Below are 20,515 nucleotides of genomic sequence, written 5' to 3'. Positions count from 1 at the left end.
CGTGCCAAGCCCCTATCGTGTTGCAGACTACATTGCTGACTTCATTGCCGATCTGGGTGTGAAGCACGTCTTCCTGTTGCCAGGCGGAGGTGCCATGCACCTCAACGACGCGGTCGGCAAGCACCCCAACCTGGATGTGGTGGCCTGCCACCATGAACAGGCCGCCGCGATTGCCGCCGAAGCCTACTGCCGGATCAACGAGAACATCGGTGTGGCGATGGTCACCACTGGCCCGGGAGCGACCAATGCGGTGACTGCCGTTGCCGGTGCCTGGATCGAGTCGGTGCCGTTGCTGGTCGTCTCCGGCCAGGTCAAGCGTGCCGACCTGCTGCGTGGCGCGCCACTTCGGCAGAAGGGCGTGCAGGAAGTGGATATCGTCAGCGTGGTCGAGCCGATCACCAAGTATGCGGTGACCGTCCAGCAGCCAGAAGACATCCGCCGCGAGTTGGAGCGCGCTGTCTTTGTAGCGCGAGATGGCCGTGCCGGCCCGGTATGGATCGACGTACCGCTGGACGTGCAGGGCGCGCCGATCGATGCCGACAGCCTGGTGGGCTGGGACGAGGCCACAGCACCCGTTGCAGCGCTGGACGCGGCAACGCTGGAGCAGATCCGCAGCTTGCTTGACGGTGCCCAGCGGCCGCTGATCCTCGCCGGCCATGGCGTTCGCTTGAGCGGTGCGGCTGCAGCCTTCCGTGATTTGATCGAAAGCATGGGCGTGCCGCTGGTGACGACCTGGAATGCAATGGACCTGCTGCCTCACGAGCACCCGCTGTATGTCGGTCGCCCAGGCGTGGTAGCGCTGCGTGCACCGAACTTCGCAATACAGAATGCCGATCTGCTGATCACCATCGGCTGTCGTCTGGACAACATCATCACCGCCTATGCGCCGCGCGACTTTGCGCGCAACGCACGCAAGATCGTCGTGGATGTGGATGCCAACGAGATCGCCAAGCTCGACATGGACATCGATGTCGCCGTTACCCGCGATGCCGCCAGCTTCATCGAAACACTGGCCGCTTCGCTGAAAGGTGCCTCGTTCAACCGCCCGCAATGGTTGGCACGTTGCCGCGACTGGAAGTCACGCTATGGCGTCAATGACGGCAAGCCTTTCGCGGCCAGCGGGCCAATCAGCCACTTCCAGTTTGCAGACGCGCTTTCCAACGCCGTGCCGGAAAATACCCTGGTCAGCACCGGCAGCTCGGGGTTGGCGGTCGAGGTCTTCTACACCGTGTTCCGCAATCGCCCAGGCCAGCGTGTATTCCTGACCTCTGGCCTGGGCGCCATGGGTTACGGCCTGCCCGCTGCGATTGGTGCGTGCTTCGCCAACGGCAGCAAGCCGATGGTGGCGGTGGAGAGCGATGGCAGCCTGCAACTGAATATTCAAGAGCTGGCCACGCTGCGCGGGTTCAACCTGCCGATCTGCCTGGTGGTGATGAACAACGGCGGTTATGCCTCGATTCGCAACACCCAGCGCAACTACTTCGAAAGCCGCTATGTCGGCACCGGCCCCGAGGCGGGCTTGTGGATGCCGGACCTGGAAGAACTGGCACGTGCCTACCACTTGCCGTTCAAGCGCATCAGCGATGCCGCCGAGCTGGAGCAGGGCCTGGCCGAGGCCGTGCAAATGCCGCGTCCGATGATCGTGGAAGTGGTGTTGATGAAAGATGAGGCGTTGAGCCCGAAGGTTGCGGCAATTCCGCAGGCGGATGGCTCGATGACCTCGATGCCGCTGGAAGACATGAGCCCCTTGCTGCCGCTGGCGGTATTGGAGGAAGAAATGGCTGGCAACATCGCCCCGGTATCGCGCCAGGTTCGGCAGCAGGTCAATTGATGAAACGCCACGTCCTGTTCGACTTTGACGGCACCTTGGTGGACTCGGCGCCGGCCATTCTTGTCTGCTTTACCCGTGTGCTGAAGGCGCACGGGCTGCAGGCCATGCGCCCCATAGACGCCAGCCTGATCGGGCCGCCCTTGCGCCAGACGCTGGCGACACTGAGCGGCAGTGACGACGCAGCATTGCTGGATGCCCTGAGCGCCTCGTTCAAGGACATTTACGATTCCGAAGCCTGCCTGGAAACACCGGCCTATGCGGGTTGCCAGGCGATCTTGGAGCAGCTGCGCGAGCAAGGCTTCAGTCTGTCCATCGCGACCAACAAACGTCTGCTGCCGACCCAGCGCATCATTGCGGCATTGGGTTGGCAAGGGCTGTTCAGCGACGTGTATGCCAGTGACTCCTACCCTGATCGCTACACGGACAAGGCCGGCATGATCGCTGCCTTGCTGGGGGATGGCGGCATTGCCGCGCAATCGGCCCTTTACATTGGCGATACCGTCGCAGACGGTCGTGCAGCGGCGGCCAATGGTGTCGAGTTCTGGCCAGTCGCTTGGGGTTATGGTCAATTTGCCAGTCATGAGCAGCCATTGCCTTCGCCGCAACAGTTGCTGGAACGCCTGGTGCGCGCATGAACACAGCCGCTACAGCCAACACATGCCCCTGCTGCGCAACGGTCGAGCGCGTATTGCCCCGCCCGCAATACACCGCTTGCCGGCTGTGTGGACATCGTTGGCGGATGCCGATGGACGAGGCGGGCTACTATGAAACGCTGGTCGCTCGTAACGATCTGAACACGCCTTGGTTCAAGCGCAAGATGCGTGAACGTGTCGCCGCGGTATCCGACTTGCTGAAGACAGGCAAGGAACGCGTGCTCGAAGTCGGCTGTGCGGAAGGTGAACTCGGGCGCGAGATCAAGGCGCGCTTTGCCGTCACCTATGAGGGTGTGGAGTTGTCGCAGGACAGGGTGCTGGCGACGCAGAAACTTGACCGCGTATTCCACACGCCAGCCAGCGAGATTGAGGCAACGCCGTACCAGTTGATCGTGTCCTTCCATGTGCTGGAGCATATTGCTCGACCCGAGCAGGAGCTTGCGGCCTGGGCGAGCCTTCTGAGTGCGGACGGGCGTGTGCTGATCGAGGTGCCGAACCAGGCCGGGCATCCGCTGCTGGCCAGTGATCGCAATCCCGAGCACCTGCACCAGTTCACCCCGGCGTCGCTGGCCCTGCTGCTCGCACGTTGCGGCTTTACCTGCGAAGCGTTGTCCGTGGGGCATTACGAATCGCCGGTCTACTCGGACTCGGTGCGCCTCGTCGCCCGCCTGCAGCCTGCGGCTGAGCAGCGCGAGCAGCGTCTGCTGCAGCGTTTTCGTGAACAAACCGGCGGCCCGTTCCTGGTGTACGGCATTGGCGGCGACTACCTCAATTATCTGGCACCGATTGCCGAGTCGCTGGATATCCACGCCCTGCTGGACTCATCAGAAACCAAATGGGGGCAGCGCCTGGGTAAACACGTGGTGTGTGCCTACGATCCGCAAGCGCACGCGGAGTTGCCCATCCTCATCTGCTCCATTCGCTTCGCCACGGACATCCGTCAGCACCTGCTTGACCTTGGGATTGCAGCGCAGCGCATCATTGGCCTGGATAGCATCTATGAAAACGCCTGATCCCGTTCTCGCTGCGGACTTGAGCGGGATGCTCGCAGCCCTGCTGCCCTGGGAAGCCCTGCACGGCCGTCATATTCTGGTCACTGGCGCCTCGGGCTTCATTGGTGGGCATGTCGTCGAAGCCCTCGTCTGGCTCAATCGGCGTCAGCCTCAGGCGAAGGTGCACGTGTACGCCCTGGCGCGGGACCTGGCAAAACTGCGTCAGCGCATGCCCTGGCTGGATATTCCAGGCGAAGTGACGCCTCTGATCCAGGATGTCACCCAGCCCTGCGGCCTTGCTGCACCGCTGGATTTCATCGTCCATGCCGCCAGCCCTGCCAGCCCCAAGGACTATCTGCAACGGCCGGTCGATACGATCCGTGCCAATACCGATGGCACCCGGGCACTGCTTGAGCTGGCCCGGGACAAGCAGGCACGTTTTCTGTTTCTCAGCAGTGGTGCGGTGTACGGCGACAACCCTTGGCAAACCGATGCGATCGCGGAAGGTGATTTTGGCCGGGAAGACCCGTTGGCTCCACGGGCCTGCTACGGCGAGAGCAAGCGCTTGGCCGAAACGCTGTGCCAGGCCTACCACACCCAATACGGTGTGGATGCCAGGATTGCGCGGATTTCCCATTGCTATGGGCCGGGTATGCGGCTGGACGATGGCCGGGCGATCTCCGATCTGCTTGCCGATGTCCTTCACAACCGGGATATCCAGCTGGATTCCGATGGAAGCGCCTCGCGTCCGTTCTGCTATGTCTCCGATACCGTGCTCGGGCTGTTCCACATCCTGTTCCGGGGCGAAGCGGGCCATGCCTACAACGTCGGTGAAACGCAGGAAACCAGCATCCTGGAATTGGCCGGAAAGTTGATTGCCTCAGCCGGTAAGGCAGGGCAGCTCACGGTCAGGCCGCAGGCGCGCAGTGGCCCGGCACCTGCCGTGAGAAACGCCGGGCATTTCAATATCGACAAAATTCGCGCTTTAGGGTGGGCGCCACTCACACCTTTGGATGTGGGTTTGTCCCGACTCTTGCAGGCCCATACATGACCGCTCCCGATTCGCGTCCGACACTCATTGGTTACCTCCCTCCGCCTGAGGGCATTAGAAAGACCGGGGCCAACTACCAATATCATTCTCAATTCATCAATATTGGGGATATTGTTTACGCTCATGCCGGCGCCATGTTGACCTCGGGGCGTCATGTTGAGGCGTGGAATTTTCGGATGACCGCAGAAGAGGTCAATGAACGATTTTCCAAGGTGATATTTTTCATTCCTTGCAGAATTGCGCCGCCTCCGTATGACCAGGATGGTTACCCTTACGCGTACGTCACGGACTTTATCGAGAAACTGAAAATTCCTTTTTTCAGTCTTGGTGAATCCATTCAAGCCAGGGAGTACGATTATCAGCCCGGCTTCCACAAGCAGCTTTCTCCTGCCGTGGTTCGCTACCTGAGTGTGATTGCCGATCGGTCACCGGTGGTGGGGACGCGCGGTTATTATTCAGCGGACGTGCTGAATAGCCTCGGGATCAAGAATGCCGTTCCTTTAGGCTGCCCGTCCCTCTACCTGAATGGCCCTTCGCTGCGTACGTCCTTGCTGGAGGTGCCGCACAACCCTGAAAAGGTTGCGGTGTGCTACTCGAACTATCAGGGCAATCGTCATAGCCGCATCGACGACGTTCTGCGCCTGGCCAGTCAGCACGATTATTACTATGTCGAGCAGGTCTTTGGCCTGCTTGCGCAGGCGCTCTATTACCCCGGGAAGGTCAGCGCGGCTGATATCCATGCGGCGCGGCGTTTCTATAAAGACTTGGCGCCTGTGCTGGCCTTGTTGAAACAAAAGCGCGTTCGCTACTTTACAAACTATAGCCTGTGGAAGGCATTCCTCGGCTCGATGGATTTTGTGTTCGGTGCCCGCATGCATGGTTTGACGCCGGCGCTGCATGCCGGGAAGCCTGCCGTGTTCATTGCGCACGATTCGAGGGTGCGGGAAATGTGCGAGTTCTTCTCACTGCCGTTTGTGGCGGAGCATGAGCTACCCGCGTCAATGGATATCAACTTCTTCTTGTCACGCTGTGACTACACCGCGACGCTTTCGCGGTATCAAGATGCCTATGCGCGATTCGTTCAGACGCTGCGCACGCTTGGGCTCGACGGCAATATCGATGCAGCGGGTTCGATTATTGATAGTTGGGAACCTGAGCCTGACGTGCAGGTGGCCAGCGAGGAGCGCGTCCCGCGTTACTCACCCGAAGAAATGTTCAACCTGGAGCAGCAACTTGCTATTTGCGCCGGGATTCCGGACGAGACCTTTTTGAAGCTTGCCCAGATCAGTGATATTTCCCAACGTTGGTACCGTTCTCGTCTCAATACACAGGCGGGTTAAAACCGCTTTATTTGGCCAGTTATTGTTGCGTCTTTCGGTTTTGGCAAGGCCGTTCGTAAAGTTCAGGGTAGGCGATATGAGAGCGTGTGAAATTTGTAGCGGAAGCCATCTAGAGCAACTGCACCGTCAGCATTTTCTGTTCCCGGGGCTTCCCCAGGCCGTGCATTACGATGTGGTGGCCTGTCGCACCTGCGGTTTTGCCTACGCCAGCGACATTCCGGATCAGTCGGCGCTCGATCAGTTCTATCAGAACGTCGAGCATCACCTGCATACCGACCTGCCGCCCGGGTTGGCGCGTATTCACGGGGATTTCTTCCACTTCGTCCAGCAACATGCAGACCTGGCAAGCGATGCTCGCATTCTCGATATCGGTTCGGGCATGGGGCATTTCCTTGCACATTTCAAACAGGCAGGCTTCCAGCGCTTGCTCGGTATGGAGCCCAGCCCGGCTGCAGCCAAGCTGGCGCACGAAATCTACGGGGTGGAGATCAGAAGCGCGACCGTGGATGCTTTCGTCACTGAAGAGCGCTTCCAGTTGATCAGCCTTTGCGGCGTGCTGGAGCATATTGCCGACCTGCGCAACAGCATGGCCAAGATTGCGGCGCTGCTGGCGGACGATGGTTATCTGTTCATCGCGGTTCCCGATGCCGAGGCCTTCGGCAAGACGCCGCCGGCTGAGCCCTTCCTCGAGTTTGCGCTGGAGCACATCAACTTCTTCAGTGCCGTCAGCCTGGACAACCTGCTGGCTGCCAGCGGCTTCGAGAAAGTGACGGTCATCTCCCAGCACAACGATTTCTACGACAACCATTACCTGCTGGCCATGTACCGCAAGACGACCAAGGCAGCGAAGCGTTTCACGCTTGATGCTGTGGCGGCTGCCAGCCTGCTCAGTTATGTCGAGCTGTCGCGGCAGGTATTGCGCCCGGTGGAAGCGCTGGCCGAGCAACTGGAGGCCAGTGCCGAGCCGGTGCTGATCTGGGGCGCTGGCGCGCTTACCAGCCGGTTGCTCTGCGATACCCGGCTGGGCAAGGCCAATATCTGCGGCATCGTCGACCGGAACAGGAACCTGCAGGGCAAACCCCTGCTCGGTGTGACCATTACCGGCCCCGATGAGCTGGCGCAGCACCAGGGGGCCACTGTGTTCATTGCCAGTACCACTTACGCTGCAGAGATCCGCGACACACTGATCCAGCAACATGACTGGCGCGGCAGAATCCTCAGCCTCGCCACCGGAGCCAGGTAATGCCGATGAACACGCTTAACCACATCCGTGCGGCCTACGAGGCCGGGGAATCTGCCAAGCAGGATTACATCGAGGCCATCCACGTACGGCACGCCAGCCTGTTCGAGTACCCCGAGTTCCTCGCCGGTACCGACGTGGAGTCTCTGCGTATCCTGCCGGAGGGCGTCTTCGTGCGTTCCCGCTCGCAGCAGATCGAGTTGTTTCTCGACCCCCAGGACCAGCACCTGGTGCCCTGCACCCTGATGAACTTCCGTGCCTATGAAACACTGGAAACCGAGTTCCTCAAAGCCATCACCCCGGAAAACGGGGTGGTTCTAGACATCGGCGCCAATTGCGGCTGGTATGCCCTGGCGCTGGCACGGCACTGCCCCTCGGCGCGGATTCACGCCTTCGAACCGATTCCGCATACCCATGAGATTCTAGAGCGCAACATCCGCCACAACGGCTTGTTCAACATAGAGGCGCACCGGCTGGCCTTTTCGAACCAGCAGGCGACGCTGGAGTTTCTCTACACGCCCAACTGTTCCGGCGCCACTTCCCAGGTGCTGGCCGGGCAACCGGGCAGCCAGGAAAGCCTGCAGAAGGTGTCCTGCCCGGCCACGACGCTGGATAGCTTCTGCGCGCAGCATGAGCTGGCGCCGCAGATCATCAAGTGCGATGTAGAGGGTGCGGAGTTGATGGTGATCCAGGGCGGCGAGGCGATGCTCGCTCGCCATAAGCCGGTGATTCTGATCGAGCTGTTGAGGAAGTGGGCCAGGCAGTTCGACTACCACCCCAACGAGGTGGTGGAGCGGCTTGGTCGTATCGGCTATCAGGCCTTTACCCTGAGCAAAGAGGGGCTGCACCCCTGCCCGGGCATTGACGAGCAAACCCAGGAAACCAACTTCGTCTTTGTGCACGAGCAGCAGCACCGTCAGATCGCCGACCTGCTGCGGTCCATGCCATGAACCCAGCCATTCCGCCGCTGACCGTTGCTCTGCTGACTTACAACCGACTGGACTACCTCAAGCAGTCCCTCGCTGCCGTGCTCGGCCAGAGCTTCGAGGATTTCGAGCTGCTGGTTCTCGACAATGGCAGCAGTGACGGGACGGCGCAGTTCATTCTGGGCCTGCAGGACCCGCGAATTCGTTACGTCAGGAACTCGCGCAATGTTTCCACCGTGGAGTTCAACTGCCGTTCGGCTTATCACCTCGCCCTGGGGCGACGGGTGATCGTCACCCATGACGACGACGTCATGGAGCAAGACATGCTGGAACGGCAGATGCGCTTCATGGATGGCCACCCCGAGGTGCGGCTGGTGTGGACGCGCGTCAGCGACATTGATCAGGATGGCCATGCGCTGGTCGGGGGCAGCACCGTGCCTGACGCGGAGCGAATTTTCGCGCCCGGGGAATACATCAGCAGTTTCCTCAAGGAGCGGCTATGGCCGATGCCCAGCGGTGTGATGCTGGAGCGCGCCGTACTGCCCAAGTTGTATGCGGTACACGCGTGCCTCGGCGAGGCGGCTGCGCGCAAGAAAACCCTGGAGACGGCGGGCATCGAGGACGTGCTGATGCCGGCGCGCATCAATCGCCGGCATGCCATCGGCTACCTTGACCAGCCCTTGCTGCGCCGTCGGGTGCATACCCAGCAGTTCTCCCATGCGGCGAGCCTGTCGCTGCCTGGGGTCGCCCTCTATCGAGACCTGAAGCACATCGCCAAGGGCGTTCCCGGGCTGGAGGCAGAAACCCTGCATTTCGATGCCTTCACGGCGCGCTTCTTTATTCAGGAAGCCATTACGACCCAGCCCGCGAGGGCGATCAACAACGGCATTTTGAAGAAGATTGGTAAAACGGCCGACGGCCTGCAGCGCAACATGGCATTGGCCCCCGACGCCTTTCTGGCGGGCCTGCCTGTGTTTCTGCTGGCCCAGCTTCTGTCGCTGGGCGAACCGGCGTGCCAACTGAACACGCTGTCGGCCTCCGGGCATGCCAGCGCTACCGAGAAACTTCTGAGCTGGGCGCGCAAAGTCACCGCAACGCCACGCTCGAGCATCCTGGCCGGCCTGGAGGGGCGCAGGATCATCATCTTCGGTAGTGCCTTCATCGCCGCGCTGCTGATTCTTGAAGCCGAGAAAAACGGCGATCAGGTCGTTGCCTGTATCGATTCCAACATCAATCGCCAGGGCAGAGAAATGCTGGGCGTACCCATTCAGCCCTTGGCCTGGATGAGTGAGCACGTGGAAGAGGGCGATGTCGTGGTCATCAGTTCCGAGCGGGATCATGAACATTACATTGAAGCGCTTATCCATCAGCACCTCAGGGCAGCGGCACGCGTCGTGTCCTGGAAGGACCTGACGGCATCTGCGTGATTCACGACATACAGGCTACGTGCCGACAGGCGCCGTGTCGCTTGACGCAAGCGAGCAACCATTTTTGGGAAGTGACAGCATGACGAATTGGGCTTTGATCGCAGGTGGGCGTTGTGCCGGGCAACCTTGGCGAGTACGGGTAGCTGGGTTTTGCCTGGAAGATCAGCAGGCATTCCTGCTGTCCGATGCGGACTGGGAAGGCTTGCAGCGCAAATTGCCGCTGCAGCCCCTGACGGTGTATGGCTTGAGCAACGGGCTGTTGTTCGAGCGGGCTACTGATGCCGCAGGAGAGGCCGATGGCGTGCTTCTGATTGCCCACCCTCGTCAGGCCCAGGCGGTGTGCGAGTTGCCGTCAAAAGCACAGCGATATCTGCTATTAGGTAATGCCGAGCAACGGGAGGCGCTGCAAGAAGAAGCCGCCTTCAGCAAAATCCTTGTCCCGGCAAAGGAAGGCCAGCCCAGTACTTCGCTGGTCTGCCTGGATTACCTGAAACTTCCCGATGCTGACGCATCCGACTCGCAAGCGTGGCCAATCACCCGAGATACGGAAGATCGCGACTACTCCAGGAACTACCATTGTTCGGCAGACTACTGGCTGTACAAGGTAACCACCGCAATCGCTGATGATGCCGCTGCGGTACGGCACATCGAGCCCCTGCTGAGTGTCGTGATCCCGACCTACAACCACGGGCGTTACCTTGGCCAGTGTGTCCAGTCGGTACTCGACCAGGGCGTGGACGATATCGAGATCCTGGTGTTGGACAATGCGTCCACGGACGACACCACCGAGGTAATGGCGGCATTCGCGGGCAACCCGAGCGTGCGTTACATCCGTAACCGATACAATTTCGGCCCAGGCTACAACTGGCGCAATGGTTTGCGTATCGCACAGGGGCGGTACTTCACGTTCCTTTCCGCCGACGATTTTTTCAACCCGGGCCACCTGTCGCGCCTGTTGCCTACGCTGGAAAGCCAGCCCCATGTGGCGGTTGGCTATACCGGCATTCGCTGGGTCAATGGCGCTGGGCAGGCGTTGAACCAGCCTCGTCATCCCGGTTACCGCAACGGCGATTATGTCGGTGGGCGCAATGAAGTCGCTGACCTGCTGATTTTCGACAGTTACATGACACCGTCGGCAGTGATCTACCGGCGTGAGGCATTTTGTCAGGTCTGGAGTCCAGGCAAGACGTACGGTGCCGGTGACTGGGAGATGGTCGTGCAGATGGCGGAGCGTTACCCCGATTTCGCCTATGTCGATATGCCCGGTGTCAGCTATCGCTGGCACGGTGCGCAGGAGTCGAACCAGTTCTACGCCTCCGTTGAGCCATTGATCGGGCACCTTGCCATTGTCGAGGGGGTATTCGAGCGCAATGCGCAGCATCACCTCTACGGGCGTGAGCGCGAGGTGGCGGCGCACCTCGAACGGCGTCTGGAGCAATACCCTGGCGAGCAGCATTCCGAGTTGGGTGCCCGGGCGCGCCAGCTCTGCGAGCGTTTGGAAGGGCAGGCGCGGCGGCAAGAAACGACGTTGTTCTCGATTATCGTGACGACCTACAACCGCCCGCAATTGCTCAGCGATGCGCTGAACAGCATTGGCCACCAGTCTTTCAAGGACTTCGAGGTCATTCTGGTCAATGACAACGGCGACCCGGTCGAGTCGCTGCTGGCTGATTACGATTTCCCTGTCACGTACATCCGCCAAGGCCGTAATCGCGGCCCTGCCGCTGCCCGTAACACCGCTTTGCACCTGGCCCGTGGTCGGTATGTCGTTTATCTGGACGACGACGACCTGTTCCTGCCTGGTCATCTCGAAGCATTGGCCAACGCGCTGGCGGCTCACCCCGACAGCGTGGTGTATACGGATGCGGTGTTCATTCAAGAAACGATCACGGCGGGCGAGAGGGCCGAGGTGGCGCGTGAGCAGCGCTACCCCCACGAGGCGTACTCCCGCGAACGGTTGCTGGTCAACAACTACATCCCGGTCAACACCTTTGCCTGCCCACGTGCGCTTGCGCTGGCCGTAGGGGGCTTCGACGAATCACTGACAGGTCTGGAGGATTGGGACTTCCTCATGCACTTATGTGCTCGAAGCGCTTTCCACCATGTTCGTGATGAGACGGTGCAAGTGCGCATGCGCCGGGATGACAATGCCCCTGCACGACGTTCGGAGCAGGCACTGCAAGATTACCCTGCGCTGTATCGTGAGTTGTATGCACGCCATGCCGACTGTGGCAGTGATGAAGTCAAGCGCGGGCGCCAGCAAATGCTGGAGCATCTGGGCGAAAAGCCCAAGTCATTGACACTGCAAGACTGGCTGGCCGAACGCGTTCCGGATGCCATGCAGAGCCGGCTGATCGGGCAGCGCCTGCAAGCCCATCAGGGTGGGCCTGTAATCGGGGTCATCGTGGTGGACGCTGAAGGGCATGCGGATGCCTTGAAAGCATCGCTGCAAAGCTTGAGCAGCGATAACTGCCTTTACCCCACAGTGAAAGTCATCGCGCTGACGCCGGGGGAGGCACCCTCAACTTCGGCCCAGGGCAAACTGCAGTGCCTGCGTTTGAGCGACGCCAGCCTCAGCGACCAGCTCAACCAGGCAGTTCTGGCGGGTGAGTTCGACTGGTTCATGCTGGTAGAGGCGGGCGTTGAGTTCACTGCCAGCGGCCTGCTGATTGCCGCGCTTGATCTGCTGGCAGCGCCTGGCTGTCGGGCCGTTTATGGTGATGAAGGTTTGCGTGGCGATGGCGCGGAAATGGGCGCTGCGCTGCGCCCTGACCTCAACCTTGATCTTCTTCTGAGTTTGCCGGCGAGCCTGTCACGCCACTGGTTGTTCAACCGTCAGGTGTGGCTGGACATGGGCGGCTTCCGCCAGGAGGCAGGCCAGGCGTTCGAGCTGGAGTACATCCTGCGCCTGATCGAGGCCGCCGGTTTCGAGGGGCTGGGGCATATCAGCGAGCCGTTGCTGATCAGCGATGCGCAGACGCTGCGCGACTGCCCGGACGAGCGCGAGGTCATTCAGCGCCATCTGCATGCACGCGGTTTTCCGCAGGCTCGCGTCGAGTCGCGTCTGCCCGGGCGTTATGACCTCGACTACGGCGCCCCCGGTGATTTGCCGGTCAGCATCCTGATCCTGCTCCAAGGCAACAGCACGGAGCGGGCGCAGCGTTGCATGGAAACCATCCTGGAGAAGACGCCCCATCGAAACTACGAGGTGCTTCTGCTGGCGCGCAATGATGCCGGCCCAGCAGTGAGCAGCTGGCTCGATAGCGTTGCCCAGCTCGGCACCGATGCCATTCGTTGCTTGCGTTTCCCTGCCGGCATGGCGCCTGCGCACATGCGCAACCAGGCCGCCGAGCAGGCGCGTGGTGAGTTCCTGCTGTGGCTGGACGAGGGCGCTGCGGTGCTCGATAGCGACTGGTTGCAGCAGATGCTCAACCATGGCGTGCGCCAGGAAGTCGGCGTGGTGGGGGCCAAGCTGGTGGCGGGGGACGCTACCATCAGCCATGCCGGTTTCGTGCTCGGCCTGAACGGCCCGGTTGGCGAAGCCTTTGCCGGGCAGCCGCTGGATGCATCTGGCTACCTGCAGCGCCTGCAGGTCGACCAGAACTATGTCGCAGTGAGCGGCAAGTGCTTGCTGGTGAACAAGGGCCTGTTCCTTGAGGTGGGTGGCTTCGACGAGACACCCGAGCTGCAGCGCTGGGCGGATGTCGATCTGTGCCTGCGCCTGTCCCGTGCCGGCTACCTGAACGTGTGGACGCCGCGTGTGCAATTGCTGCTCAGCGAAGATGCGGCAACGCCGGCCAGCACCGAGGAAGAAGACGCCTTGTATGCCCGCTGGCTGCCGGCACTGGCGCGAGACCCGTTCTACAACCCGAACTTCTCGCTGTCGTCCACCAATGGCTTCGGCCTGGCGCCCACCCAGCTGAGCTGGCGACCGCTGTCGTCCTGGAAGCCGCTGCCGACGATCCTGGCCCATGCGGCGGACAGGCAGGGTTGTGGCAACTACCGGGTCATCCAGCCGCTCGATGCGCTCAGCCGCGAGGGGCTGGCCGAGGGGCTGCTGTCGTGGAATCACCTGGCACCAGGCGAACTGGAGCGCTACCAGCCGGACAGCATCGTCCTGCAGCGCCAGGTGGGCGACGAGCAGATTGAGCACATACGCCGGATGCACGCGTTTTCGCAGGCCTTCAAGGTCTTCGAGCTGGACGACTATCTGCCCAACCTGCCGATCAAGAGCGTACACAGGGCGCACATGCCCAAGGACATTCTGCGCTCCATACGTCGCGGCCTGGCCTATGTGGACCGCTTTGTCGTCTCTTCGCAGCCGCTGGCCGAGGCCTTTGCCGGCCTGCATGACGATATCCGGGTGGTACACAACACGCTGGATACCCGCTACTGGAAAGGCCTCAACGCCCAGCGCCGGCAGTCGCGCAAACCGCGTGTCGGCTGGGCGGGCGGCGCAAGCCACACGGGCGACCTGGAAGTGATCGCGGACGTGGTCAGGGAGCTGGCCAACGAGGTGGAGTGGGTGTTCTTCGGCATGTGCCCGGATAAGCTGCGGCCTTATGTGCATGAGTTCCACCAAGGCATTGCCTTTGAACACTACCCCGCGGCGCTGGCCAGAATGAACCTGGACCTGGCCCTGGCGCCCGTCGAGCAGAACCTGTTCAACGAGTGCAAGAGCAACCTGCGCCTGCTGGAGTACGGCGCCTGTGGTTTCCCGGTGATCGCCAGCGACGTACGTTGCTATCAGGGCTACAGCGACTTGCCGGTCACCCTGGTGAAGAACCGTTTCCGTAGCTGGGTAGAGGCCATCCGCATGCACCTTGCCGACCTGGATGCGACGGCGAAGGCGGGTGATGCACTGCGCGATGCGGTGCAGGGCGGCTGGATGCTCGAAGGCGACAACCTGAATCACTGGCGCAAGGCCTGGCTGCCGGATTGAGCCTGGCTGGCCTCCCTCGCCCATTGCGGGCGAGGGAGGCAGCGCATCCGAAAATCCCCATCTTCGGCACGGCTATTGCTACACCGCTGGCAACATACCGTTTTTATGACGGTCAGCCACGCGAGAGAGCACGATGCCCCAGGCCGCCCACGTTTCCCGAGCCCCCGATCCGCAGGGGCATGCCCTGATCGAGCAGGAAAGCCGACAGGGTGTCGAGCAAGCCTTCGCCCTGTTCAACCAGGTCTCCAGCCAGCTGAGCCAGTCCTACAGCCTGCTTGAAGCGCGGGTCAGCGAACTGAAGGGCGAGCTGGCGGTGGTCAGCGCCCAGCGCATCGCCGAACTCAGTGAAAAGGAACGCCTGGCCAACCGCCTGCAGAACCTGCTGGACCTGCTGCCCGGCGGGGTGATCGTGATCGATGGCCACGGCCTGGTGCGCGAAGCCAACCCGGCCGCCTGCGAACTGCTCGGCGAGCCGCTGATCGGCGAGCTGTGGCGCCAGGTGATTGCCCGCAGCTTCGCCCCGCGCAAGGACGACGGCCATGAAGTCTCGCTGCGCGACGGCCGCCGCCTGTCCATCGCCACCCGCTCGCTGGATGCCGAGCCCGGCCAGTTGGTGCTGCTCAACGACCTGACAGAAACCCGTCGCCTGCAAGACCAGTTGGCTCGCCACGAGCGCTTGTCGTCGCTGGGGCGCATGGTCGCCTCGCTGGCCCATCAGATCCGCACGCCCCTGTCGGCAGCCATGCTCTACGCCAGCCACCTGGCCGATAGCGAGCAAGACCTGAGCGTGGAAACCCGCCAGCGCTTCGCCGGTACCTTGAAGGAGCGCCTGCACGAGCTGGAGCACCAGGTGCGCGACATGTTGGTGTTCGCCCGTGGCGAGCTGCCGCTCGGCGATCGGGTGAGCCCCAAAGGGCTGTTCCAGGCCTTGCAGCAGGCCGCGCAGTCGCACGTGCAAGGGCATGCCGTGCGTTGGCAGTGCGACAGCCACCTGGGCGAGCTGCTGTGCAACCGCGACACCTTGGTCGGCGCCATGCTCAACCTGATCGAGAATGCCCTGCAAGCGAGCGAGGCGCCGGCGCGGCTCAAGGTGCACGTGTTCCGTCGCCAGCAGGTGTTGCACCTGTGCGTGAGTGACGCCGGCAGCGGTATCGACGCCGACGTGCTAGGCCGCCTGGGCGAGCCGTTCCTGACCACCAAGGCCACCGGCACCGGCCTGGGCCTGGCCGTGGTCAAGGCCGTGGTGCGGGCGCACCAGGGTACGCTCAGCGTGCGTTCCAAGGTCGGGCGCGGCACCTGCGTGCGAGTCGAGCTGCCGTTGATCGATGGGCAACTGGCGGAGGCGCACGGATGACCATCAAGGTGCTGCTGGTCGAGGATGACCGCGTGTTACGCCAGGCGCTCGGCGATACCCTGGAAATCGGCGGTTTCGCCTACCGCGCCGTGGGCAGTGCCGAAGAGGCACTGGAGGCTGTGCTGAGCGAGGCCTTCAGCCTGGTGGTCAGTGACGTGAACATGCCGGGTATGGATGGGCATCAGTTGCTGGCGCAGTTGCGCCGCCAGCAGCCGCAACTGCCGGTGTTGCTGATGACCGCGCATGCTGCGGTGGAACGTGCCGTGGAAGCGATGCGCCAGGGCGCAGCCGATTACCTGGTCAAGCCGTTCGAGCCCAAGGCGCTGCTGTGTTTGGTGCAGCGCCATGCTGCCGGGCGCGTGAGTGCGGTGGACGAGGAGGGGCCGGTAGCCTGTGAGCCGGCCAGCCGACAATTGCTGGAGCTGGCCGCGCGCGTGGCGCGCAGCGACTCGACGGTGCTGATCTCGGGTGAGTCGGGTACCGGCAAGGAAGTGCTGGCACGCTTCATTCACCAGCAGTCCCCGCGGGCAGCCCAGCCCTTCGTGGCGATCAACTGCGCGGCGATCCCCGACAACATGCTCGAAGCCACCTTGTTTGGCCATGAGAAGGGCGCTTTCACCGGCGCCATCGCGGCCCAGGCCGGCAAGTTCGAGCAGGCCGAGGGCGGCACCTTGCTGCTCGACGAAATCTCCGAGATGCCGCTGACGTTGCAGGCCAAGCTGTTGCGGGTGTTGCAGGAGCGTGAGGTGGAGCGGGTAGGCGGGCGCAAGCCGATCAGCCTGGACATCCGCGTGCTGGCCACCACCAACCGCGATCTGGCGGGCGAAGTGGCGGCCGGGCGGTTCCGTGAAGACTTGTATTACCGATTGTCGGTGTTCCCCCTGGCCTGGTGCCCGTTGCGCGAGCGCAAGGGCGACATCCTGCAACTGGCCGAACGCCTGCTGGCCCGCCATGTCGGCAAGATGAAGCATGCGCCGGTGCGCTTGTCTGCCGAAGCGCGGGCCTGCCTGCAGGCGTATGCCTGGCCGGGTAACGTGCGCGAACTGGACAACGCCTTGCAGCGGGCGTTGATCCTGCAGCAGGGCGGGGTGATCGAGGCGGCGGATTTTTGTCTGGCCGGCGCCATTCCATTGTCGGCGGGCGCGGCGCCTTCATTGCCCGAAGTGGCAGTCGAGGTGGGTGGCCTGGGTGATGACCTGCGCCGCCATGAGTACCAGACCATCATCGACACCTTGCGCGCCGAGCGTGGCCGCCGCAAGGAGGCCGCCGAGCGGCTGGGTATCAGCCCGCGCACCTTGCGTTACAAGCTGGCACAAATGCGCGATGCCGGGTTTGACGTCGAGGCCAGCCTTTTTGGCTGATAAGCCGCAGGTGCGGGTTATGTCGGGTGCGGCCTTTGTAGGAGCGGCCTTGTGTCGCGAATGGGGCGCGTAGCGGCCCCGGCGATTTTTGCTGCGCCACAGAACCTGGGGCCGCTGCGCGCCCCATTCGCGACACAAGGCCGCTCCTACAACGGCGCGTTAAATCAGAAGGGTGGCAAGGCTGGCACCTTTGTTGCTTTACACGAGCTATCCGCCGCATGAGTGTCAAAAAAATGCGGCCGCCGGAGAGAGAAGGTCATGAGCCAAGGTGTTGAATTCAATCGTCTGATGCTGGACATGCGGGCCATGCAGGCCGACGCCATGTCGTTGCCCAAGGTGTCCGTCGCGCCTGAGCTGGCGCCGGGCCAGAGCAGCTTTGCCGACATGCTCGGCCAGGCCATCGGCAAGGTGCATGAGACCCAGCAGGCCTCCACCCAGCTGGCCAACGCCTTCGAGATTGGCAAGAGCGGCGTCGACCTGACCGACGTGATGATCGCTTCGCAAAAGGCCAGCGTTTCCATGCAGGCGATGACCCAGGTGCGCAACAAGCTGGTCCAGGCGTACCAGGACATCATGCAGATGCCGGTTTGAGGACGGACGTAACCCATGGCTGAAGCAGTCGTCGACAACGCCCCCGCCAAGAGCGGCCAGCCAGCGTCCAAGCCGCCGCTGTTCGGTATGGCGTTTCTGGAAAACATCTCGCAGATGCCCATGCTGCGTCAGGTCGGCCTCATGGTCGGCTTGGCCGCGAGCGTGGCCATCGGCTTTGCCGTGGTGCTGTGGTCGCAACAGCCCGACTACCGGCCGCTGTACGGCAGCCTGTCGGGCATGGACACCAAGCAGGTCATGGAAACCCTGGCCGCTGCAGACATTCCCTACAACGTCGAGCCCAATTCCGGCGCTCTGCTGGTCAAGGCCGACGACCTCTCCCGTGCGCGCCTGAAACTGGCGGCCGCAGGCGTGGCACCGAGCGATGGCAATGTCGGTTTCGAACTGCTCGACAAGGAGCAGGGCCTGGGCACCAGCCAGTTCATGGAGGCCACCCGCTATCGCCGCAGCCTCGAAGGTGAACTGGCGCGCACAGTGTCCAGCCTGAACAACGTCAAGGGCGCACGCGTGCACCTGGCGATCCCGAAAAGCTCGGTGTTCGTGCGTGACGAACGCAAGCCCAGCGCCTCGGTACTGGTCGAATTGTACCCAGGCCGCGCGCTGGAAGCCGGGCAGGTGATGGCGATCGTCAACCTGGTCGCCACCAGCGTGCCAGAGCTGGACAAGTCGCAAGTCACCGTCGTCGACCAGAAGGGCAACCTGCTGTCCGAGCAGTTGCAGGACACCGCCCTGACCATGGCGGGCAAGCAGTTCGACTACAGCCGCCGCATGGAAAGCATGCTCACCCAGCGCGTGCACAATATCCTGCAGCCGGTGTTGGGCAATGACCGCTACAAGGCCGAAGTGTCCGCCGACCTGGACTTCAGTGCGGTGGAATCGACGTCCGAGCAGTTCAACCCGGACCAGCCGGCGCTGCGCAGCGAGCAGTCGGTCGACGAGCAGCGCGCCAGCAGCCAGGGCCCACAAGGCGTGCCGGGTGCACTGAGCAACCAGCCACCGGGTGCTGCCTCCGCGCCGCAAACCACCGCCGCAGCCGCCACCCCGGCCCCTGCCATCCAGCCTGGCCAACCGCTGGTGGATGCCAACGGCCAGCAGATCATGGACCCGGCCACCGGCCAGCCAATGCTCGCGCCGTACCCGTCGGACAAGCGTCAGCAGAGCACCAAGAACTTCGAGCTGGACCGCTCTATCAGCCACACCCGTCAGCAGCAGGGCCGCATGACCCGCCTGTCGGTAGCGGTGGTGGTCGACGACCAGCTCAAGGTCGACCCTGCTAGCGGCGAAGCCACCCGTGCGCCGTGGGGCGCCGAGGACTTGGCGCGCTTTACCCGCCTGGTGCAGGACGCGGTCGGCTTCGATGCCAGCCGCGGCGACAGCGTGACGGTAATCAACGTGCCGTTCGCCGCCGACCGTGGCGAAGAAATCGCCGACATCGCCTTCTATCAGCAGCCGTGGTTCTGGGACATCGTCAAGCAAGTGCTGGGCGTAGTGTTCATCCTGGTGCTGGTGTTCGGCGTACTGCGGCCGGTGCTCAACAACATCACCGGGGGCGGCAAGCAGGCTGCCTCGGATAGCGACATGGAGCTGGGCGGCATGATCGGTCTGGATGGCGAACTGGCCAACGACCGCGTCAGTCTGGGTGGCCCGACAAGCATTCTGTTGCCAAGCCCGAGCGAGGGTTACGAGGCGCAGCTCAACGCAATCAAAGGCCTGGTGGCCGAAGACCCGGGCCGCGTGGCCCAGGTCGTGAAAGACTGGATCAACGCCGATGAGTGATAACCGAGCCGTTACCGCCAAGCTGAGCCGTGTCGACAAAGCGGCGATCCTCCTGCTCTCGCTGGGCGAAACCGATGCTGCCCAGGTTCTGCGGCACATGGGGCCCAAGGAAGTGCAGCGGGTGGGTGTGGCCATGGCGCAGATGGGCAACGTGCACCGCGACCAGGTCGAGCAGGTGATGAGCGAGTTCGTCGACATCGTTGGCGACCAGACCAGCCTGGGCGTGGGCTCCGACGGTTATATCCGCAAGATGCTCAACCAGGCCCTGGGCGAAGACAAGGCCAACGGCCTGATCGACCGCATCCTGCTGGGCGGCAACACCAGCGGCCTGGACAGCCTCAAGTGGATGGAGCCGCGTGCCGTGGCCGATGTGATCCGCTACGAGCACCCGCAGATCCAGGCCATCGTGGTCGCCTACCTGGACCCTGACCAGGCCGGTGAAGTGCTGAGCAACTTCGACCACAAGGTGCGGTTGGATATCATCCTGCGCGTATCTTCGCTCAACACCGTGCAACCGGCAGCGCTCAAGGAGCTGAACCAGATTCTCGAGAAGCAGTTCTCGGGCAACTCCAATGCCGCGCGGACCACCTTGGGTGGTATCAAGCGTGCCGCTGACATCATGAACTTCCTCGACAGCTCGGTGGAAGGTGCGCTGATGGACTCGATCCGCGAGGTCGACAACGACCTGTCGGAGCAGATCGAAGACCTGATGTTCGTCTTCAACAACCTGGCCGATGTCGACGACCGCGGTATCCAGGCGCTGTTGCGCGAGGTGTCCTCCGACGTACTGGTGGTGTCGCTCAAGGGCGCCGACGAGCGGGTCAAGGACAAGATCTTCAAGAACATGTCCAAGCGTGCCTCGGAACTGCTGCGCGACGACCTAGAGGCCAAGGGGCCGGTGCGGGTCAGCGACGTGGAAACGGCGCAGAAGGAAATCCTCACCATCGCTCGCCGCATGGCCGAGGCTGGCGAGATCGTGCTCGGTGGCAAGGGCGCCGAGGAAATGATCTGAT

14 protein-coding genes are annotated in these 20,515 nt (G+C 62.5%); all 14 read left to right on the top strand.

Features of this window, described 5'->3' with window-relative positions; translation table 11 throughout:
• The first annotated feature begins 1 nt into the window (after position 1).
• The 14 genes from CKW22_RS02985 (at position 2) to fliG (ending at position 20,514) form a co-directional block, all read left to right on the top strand.
• The gene (locus CKW22_RS02985) at positions 2–1,831 is read left to right on the top strand and encodes a thiamine pyrophosphate-binding protein (protein ID WP_033699484.1); all 1,830 of its coding nucleotides are present in this window, start codon (positions 2–4) and stop codon (positions 1,829–1,831) included.
• Positions 1,831–2,466 carry an HAD family hydrolase gene (locus tag CKW22_RS02980; RefSeq protein WP_033699482.1) on the top strand — a complete coding sequence of 212 codons (636 nt, stop codon included), beginning with the start codon at positions 1,831–1,833 and terminating at the stop codon, positions 2,464–2,466. Before CKW22_RS02985 ends, CKW22_RS02980 begins: the two co-directional genes overlap by 1 nt.
• Positions 2,463–3,497, top strand: coding sequence for a class I SAM-dependent methyltransferase (locus CKW22_RS02975; RefSeq protein ID WP_256577278.1), 1,035 nt, complete (start codon positions 2,463–2,465; stop codon positions 3,495–3,497). Before CKW22_RS02980 ends, CKW22_RS02975 begins: the two co-directional genes overlap by 4 nt.
• Positions 3,484–4,527: an NAD-dependent epimerase/dehydratase family protein gene (locus tag CKW22_RS02970; protein ID WP_095063726.1), complete on the top strand. Its 1,044-nt coding sequence runs from the start codon at positions 3,484–3,486 to the stop codon at positions 4,525–4,527. The genes CKW22_RS02975 and CKW22_RS02970 overlap by 14 nt, the downstream gene beginning before the upstream one ends.
• Positions 4,524–5,867 carry a polysaccharide pyruvyl transferase family protein gene (locus CKW22_RS02965; RefSeq protein WP_095063725.1) on the top strand — a complete coding sequence of 448 codons (1,344 nt, stop codon included), beginning with the start codon at positions 4,524–4,526 and terminating at the stop codon, positions 5,865–5,867. The genes CKW22_RS02970 and CKW22_RS02965 overlap by 4 nt, the downstream gene beginning before the upstream one ends.
• Positions 5,868–6,027: 160 nt before the next feature.
• Positions 6,028–7,110, top strand: a complete 1,083-nt coding sequence (locus CKW22_RS02960) for a class I SAM-dependent methyltransferase (protein ID WP_256577277.1) — start codon at positions 6,028–6,030, stop codon at positions 7,108–7,110.
• 5 nt (positions 7,111–7,115) lie between these two features.
• Positions 7,116–8,057, top strand: a complete 942-nt coding sequence (locus CKW22_RS02955) for an FkbM family methyltransferase (RefSeq protein WP_241380841.1) — start codon at positions 7,116–7,118, stop codon at positions 8,055–8,057.
• Positions 8,054–9,460, top strand: coding sequence for a glycosyltransferase family A protein (locus tag CKW22_RS02950; RefSeq protein WP_095063724.1), 1,407 nt, complete (start codon positions 8,054–8,056; stop codon positions 9,458–9,460). Before CKW22_RS02955 ends, CKW22_RS02950 begins: the two co-directional genes overlap by 4 nt.
• Positions 9,461–9,539: 79 nt before the next feature.
• Entirely contained in the window at positions 9,540–14,402 is a 4,863-nt protein-coding gene (locus CKW22_RS02945) for a glycosyltransferase (RefSeq protein WP_095063723.1), read from the top strand.
• Positions 14,403–14,535: 133 nt separating this feature from the next.
• Positions 14,536–15,756: a PAS domain-containing sensor histidine kinase gene (locus CKW22_RS02940; RefSeq protein WP_033699472.1), complete on the top strand. Its 1,221-nt coding sequence runs from the start codon at positions 14,536–14,538 to the stop codon at positions 15,754–15,756.
• Positions 15,753–17,117, top strand: coding sequence for a sigma-54 dependent transcriptional regulator (locus tag CKW22_RS02935; protein WP_033699471.1), 1,365 nt, complete (start codon positions 15,753–15,755; stop codon positions 17,115–17,117). Before CKW22_RS02940 ends, CKW22_RS02935 begins: the two co-directional genes overlap by 4 nt.
• Before the next feature lie 258 nt (positions 17,118–17,375).
• Positions 17,376–17,708 (top strand): flagellar hook-basal body complex protein FliE, encoded by a 333-nt coding sequence (fliE, locus tag CKW22_RS02930; RefSeq protein WP_095063722.1) that lies wholly within the window; start codon positions 17,376–17,378, stop codon positions 17,706–17,708.
• A 15-nt stretch (positions 17,709–17,723) separates the two neighbouring features.
• Positions 17,724–19,502: a flagellar basal-body MS-ring/collar protein FliF gene (fliF, locus tag CKW22_RS02925; protein ID WP_033699468.1), complete on the top strand. Its 1,779-nt coding sequence runs from the start codon at positions 17,724–17,726 to the stop codon at positions 19,500–19,502.
• Positions 19,495–20,514 carry a flagellar motor switch protein FliG gene (gene fliG, locus CKW22_RS02920; protein ID WP_027593031.1) on the top strand — a complete coding sequence of 340 codons (1,020 nt, stop codon included), beginning with the start codon at positions 19,495–19,497 and terminating at the stop codon, positions 20,512–20,514. Before fliF ends, fliG begins: the two co-directional genes overlap by 8 nt.
• The last annotated feature ends 1 nt before the right edge of the window (position 20,515 follow it).

It is taken from the genome of Pseudomonas sp. Irchel s3f19, assembly GCF_900187555.1.
GTDB lineage: Bacteria > Pseudomonadota > Gammaproteobacteria > Pseudomonadales > Pseudomonadaceae > Aquipseudomonas > Aquipseudomonas capeferrum.
This window is presented reverse-complemented; position numbering and strand designations above follow the sequence as displayed.

What these genes read in the sequence shown, in the direction of transcription:
- fliE (WP_095063722.1), top strand. Translation starts at nt 17,376, where the DNA reads ATGAGCCAAGGTGTTGAATTCAATCGTCTGATGCTGGACATGCGGGCC.
- CKW22_RS02945 (WP_095063723.1), top strand. Translation starts at nt 9,540, where the DNA reads ATGACGAATTGGGCTTTGATCGCAGGTGGGCGTTGTGCCGGGCAACCT.
- fliG (WP_027593031.1), top strand. Translation starts at nt 19,495, where the DNA reads ATGAGTGATAACCGAGCCGTTACCGCCAAGCTGAGCCGTGTCGACAAA.
- CKW22_RS02935 (WP_033699471.1), top strand. Translation starts at nt 15,753, where the DNA reads ATGACCATCAAGGTGCTGCTGGTCGAGGATGACCGCGTGTTACGCCAG.
- CKW22_RS02950 (WP_095063724.1), top strand. Translation starts at nt 8,054, where the DNA reads ATGAACCCAGCCATTCCGCCGCTGACCGTTGCTCTGCTGACTTACAAC.
- CKW22_RS02955 (WP_241380841.1), top strand. Translation starts at nt 7,116, where the DNA reads ATGAACACGCTTAACCACATCCGTGCGGCCTACGAGGCCGGGGAATCT.
- CKW22_RS02940 (WP_033699472.1), top strand. Translation starts at nt 14,536, where the DNA reads ATGCCCCAGGCCGCCCACGTTTCCCGAGCCCCCGATCCGCAGGGGCAT.
- CKW22_RS02970 (WP_095063726.1), top strand. Translation starts at nt 3,484, where the DNA reads ATGAAAACGCCTGATCCCGTTCTCGCTGCGGACTTGAGCGGGATGCTC.
- CKW22_RS02965 (WP_095063725.1), top strand. Translation starts at nt 4,524, where the DNA reads ATGACCGCTCCCGATTCGCGTCCGACACTCATTGGTTACCTCCCTCCG.
- CKW22_RS02980 (WP_033699482.1), top strand. Translation starts at nt 1,831, where the DNA reads ATGAAACGCCACGTCCTGTTCGACTTTGACGGCACCTTGGTGGACTCG.
- CKW22_RS02975 (WP_256577278.1), top strand. Translation starts at nt 2,463, where the DNA reads ATGAACACAGCCGCTACAGCCAACACATGCCCCTGCTGCGCAACGGTC.
- fliF (WP_033699468.1), top strand. Translation starts at nt 17,724, where the DNA reads ATGGCTGAAGCAGTCGTCGACAACGCCCCCGCCAAGAGCGGCCAGCCA.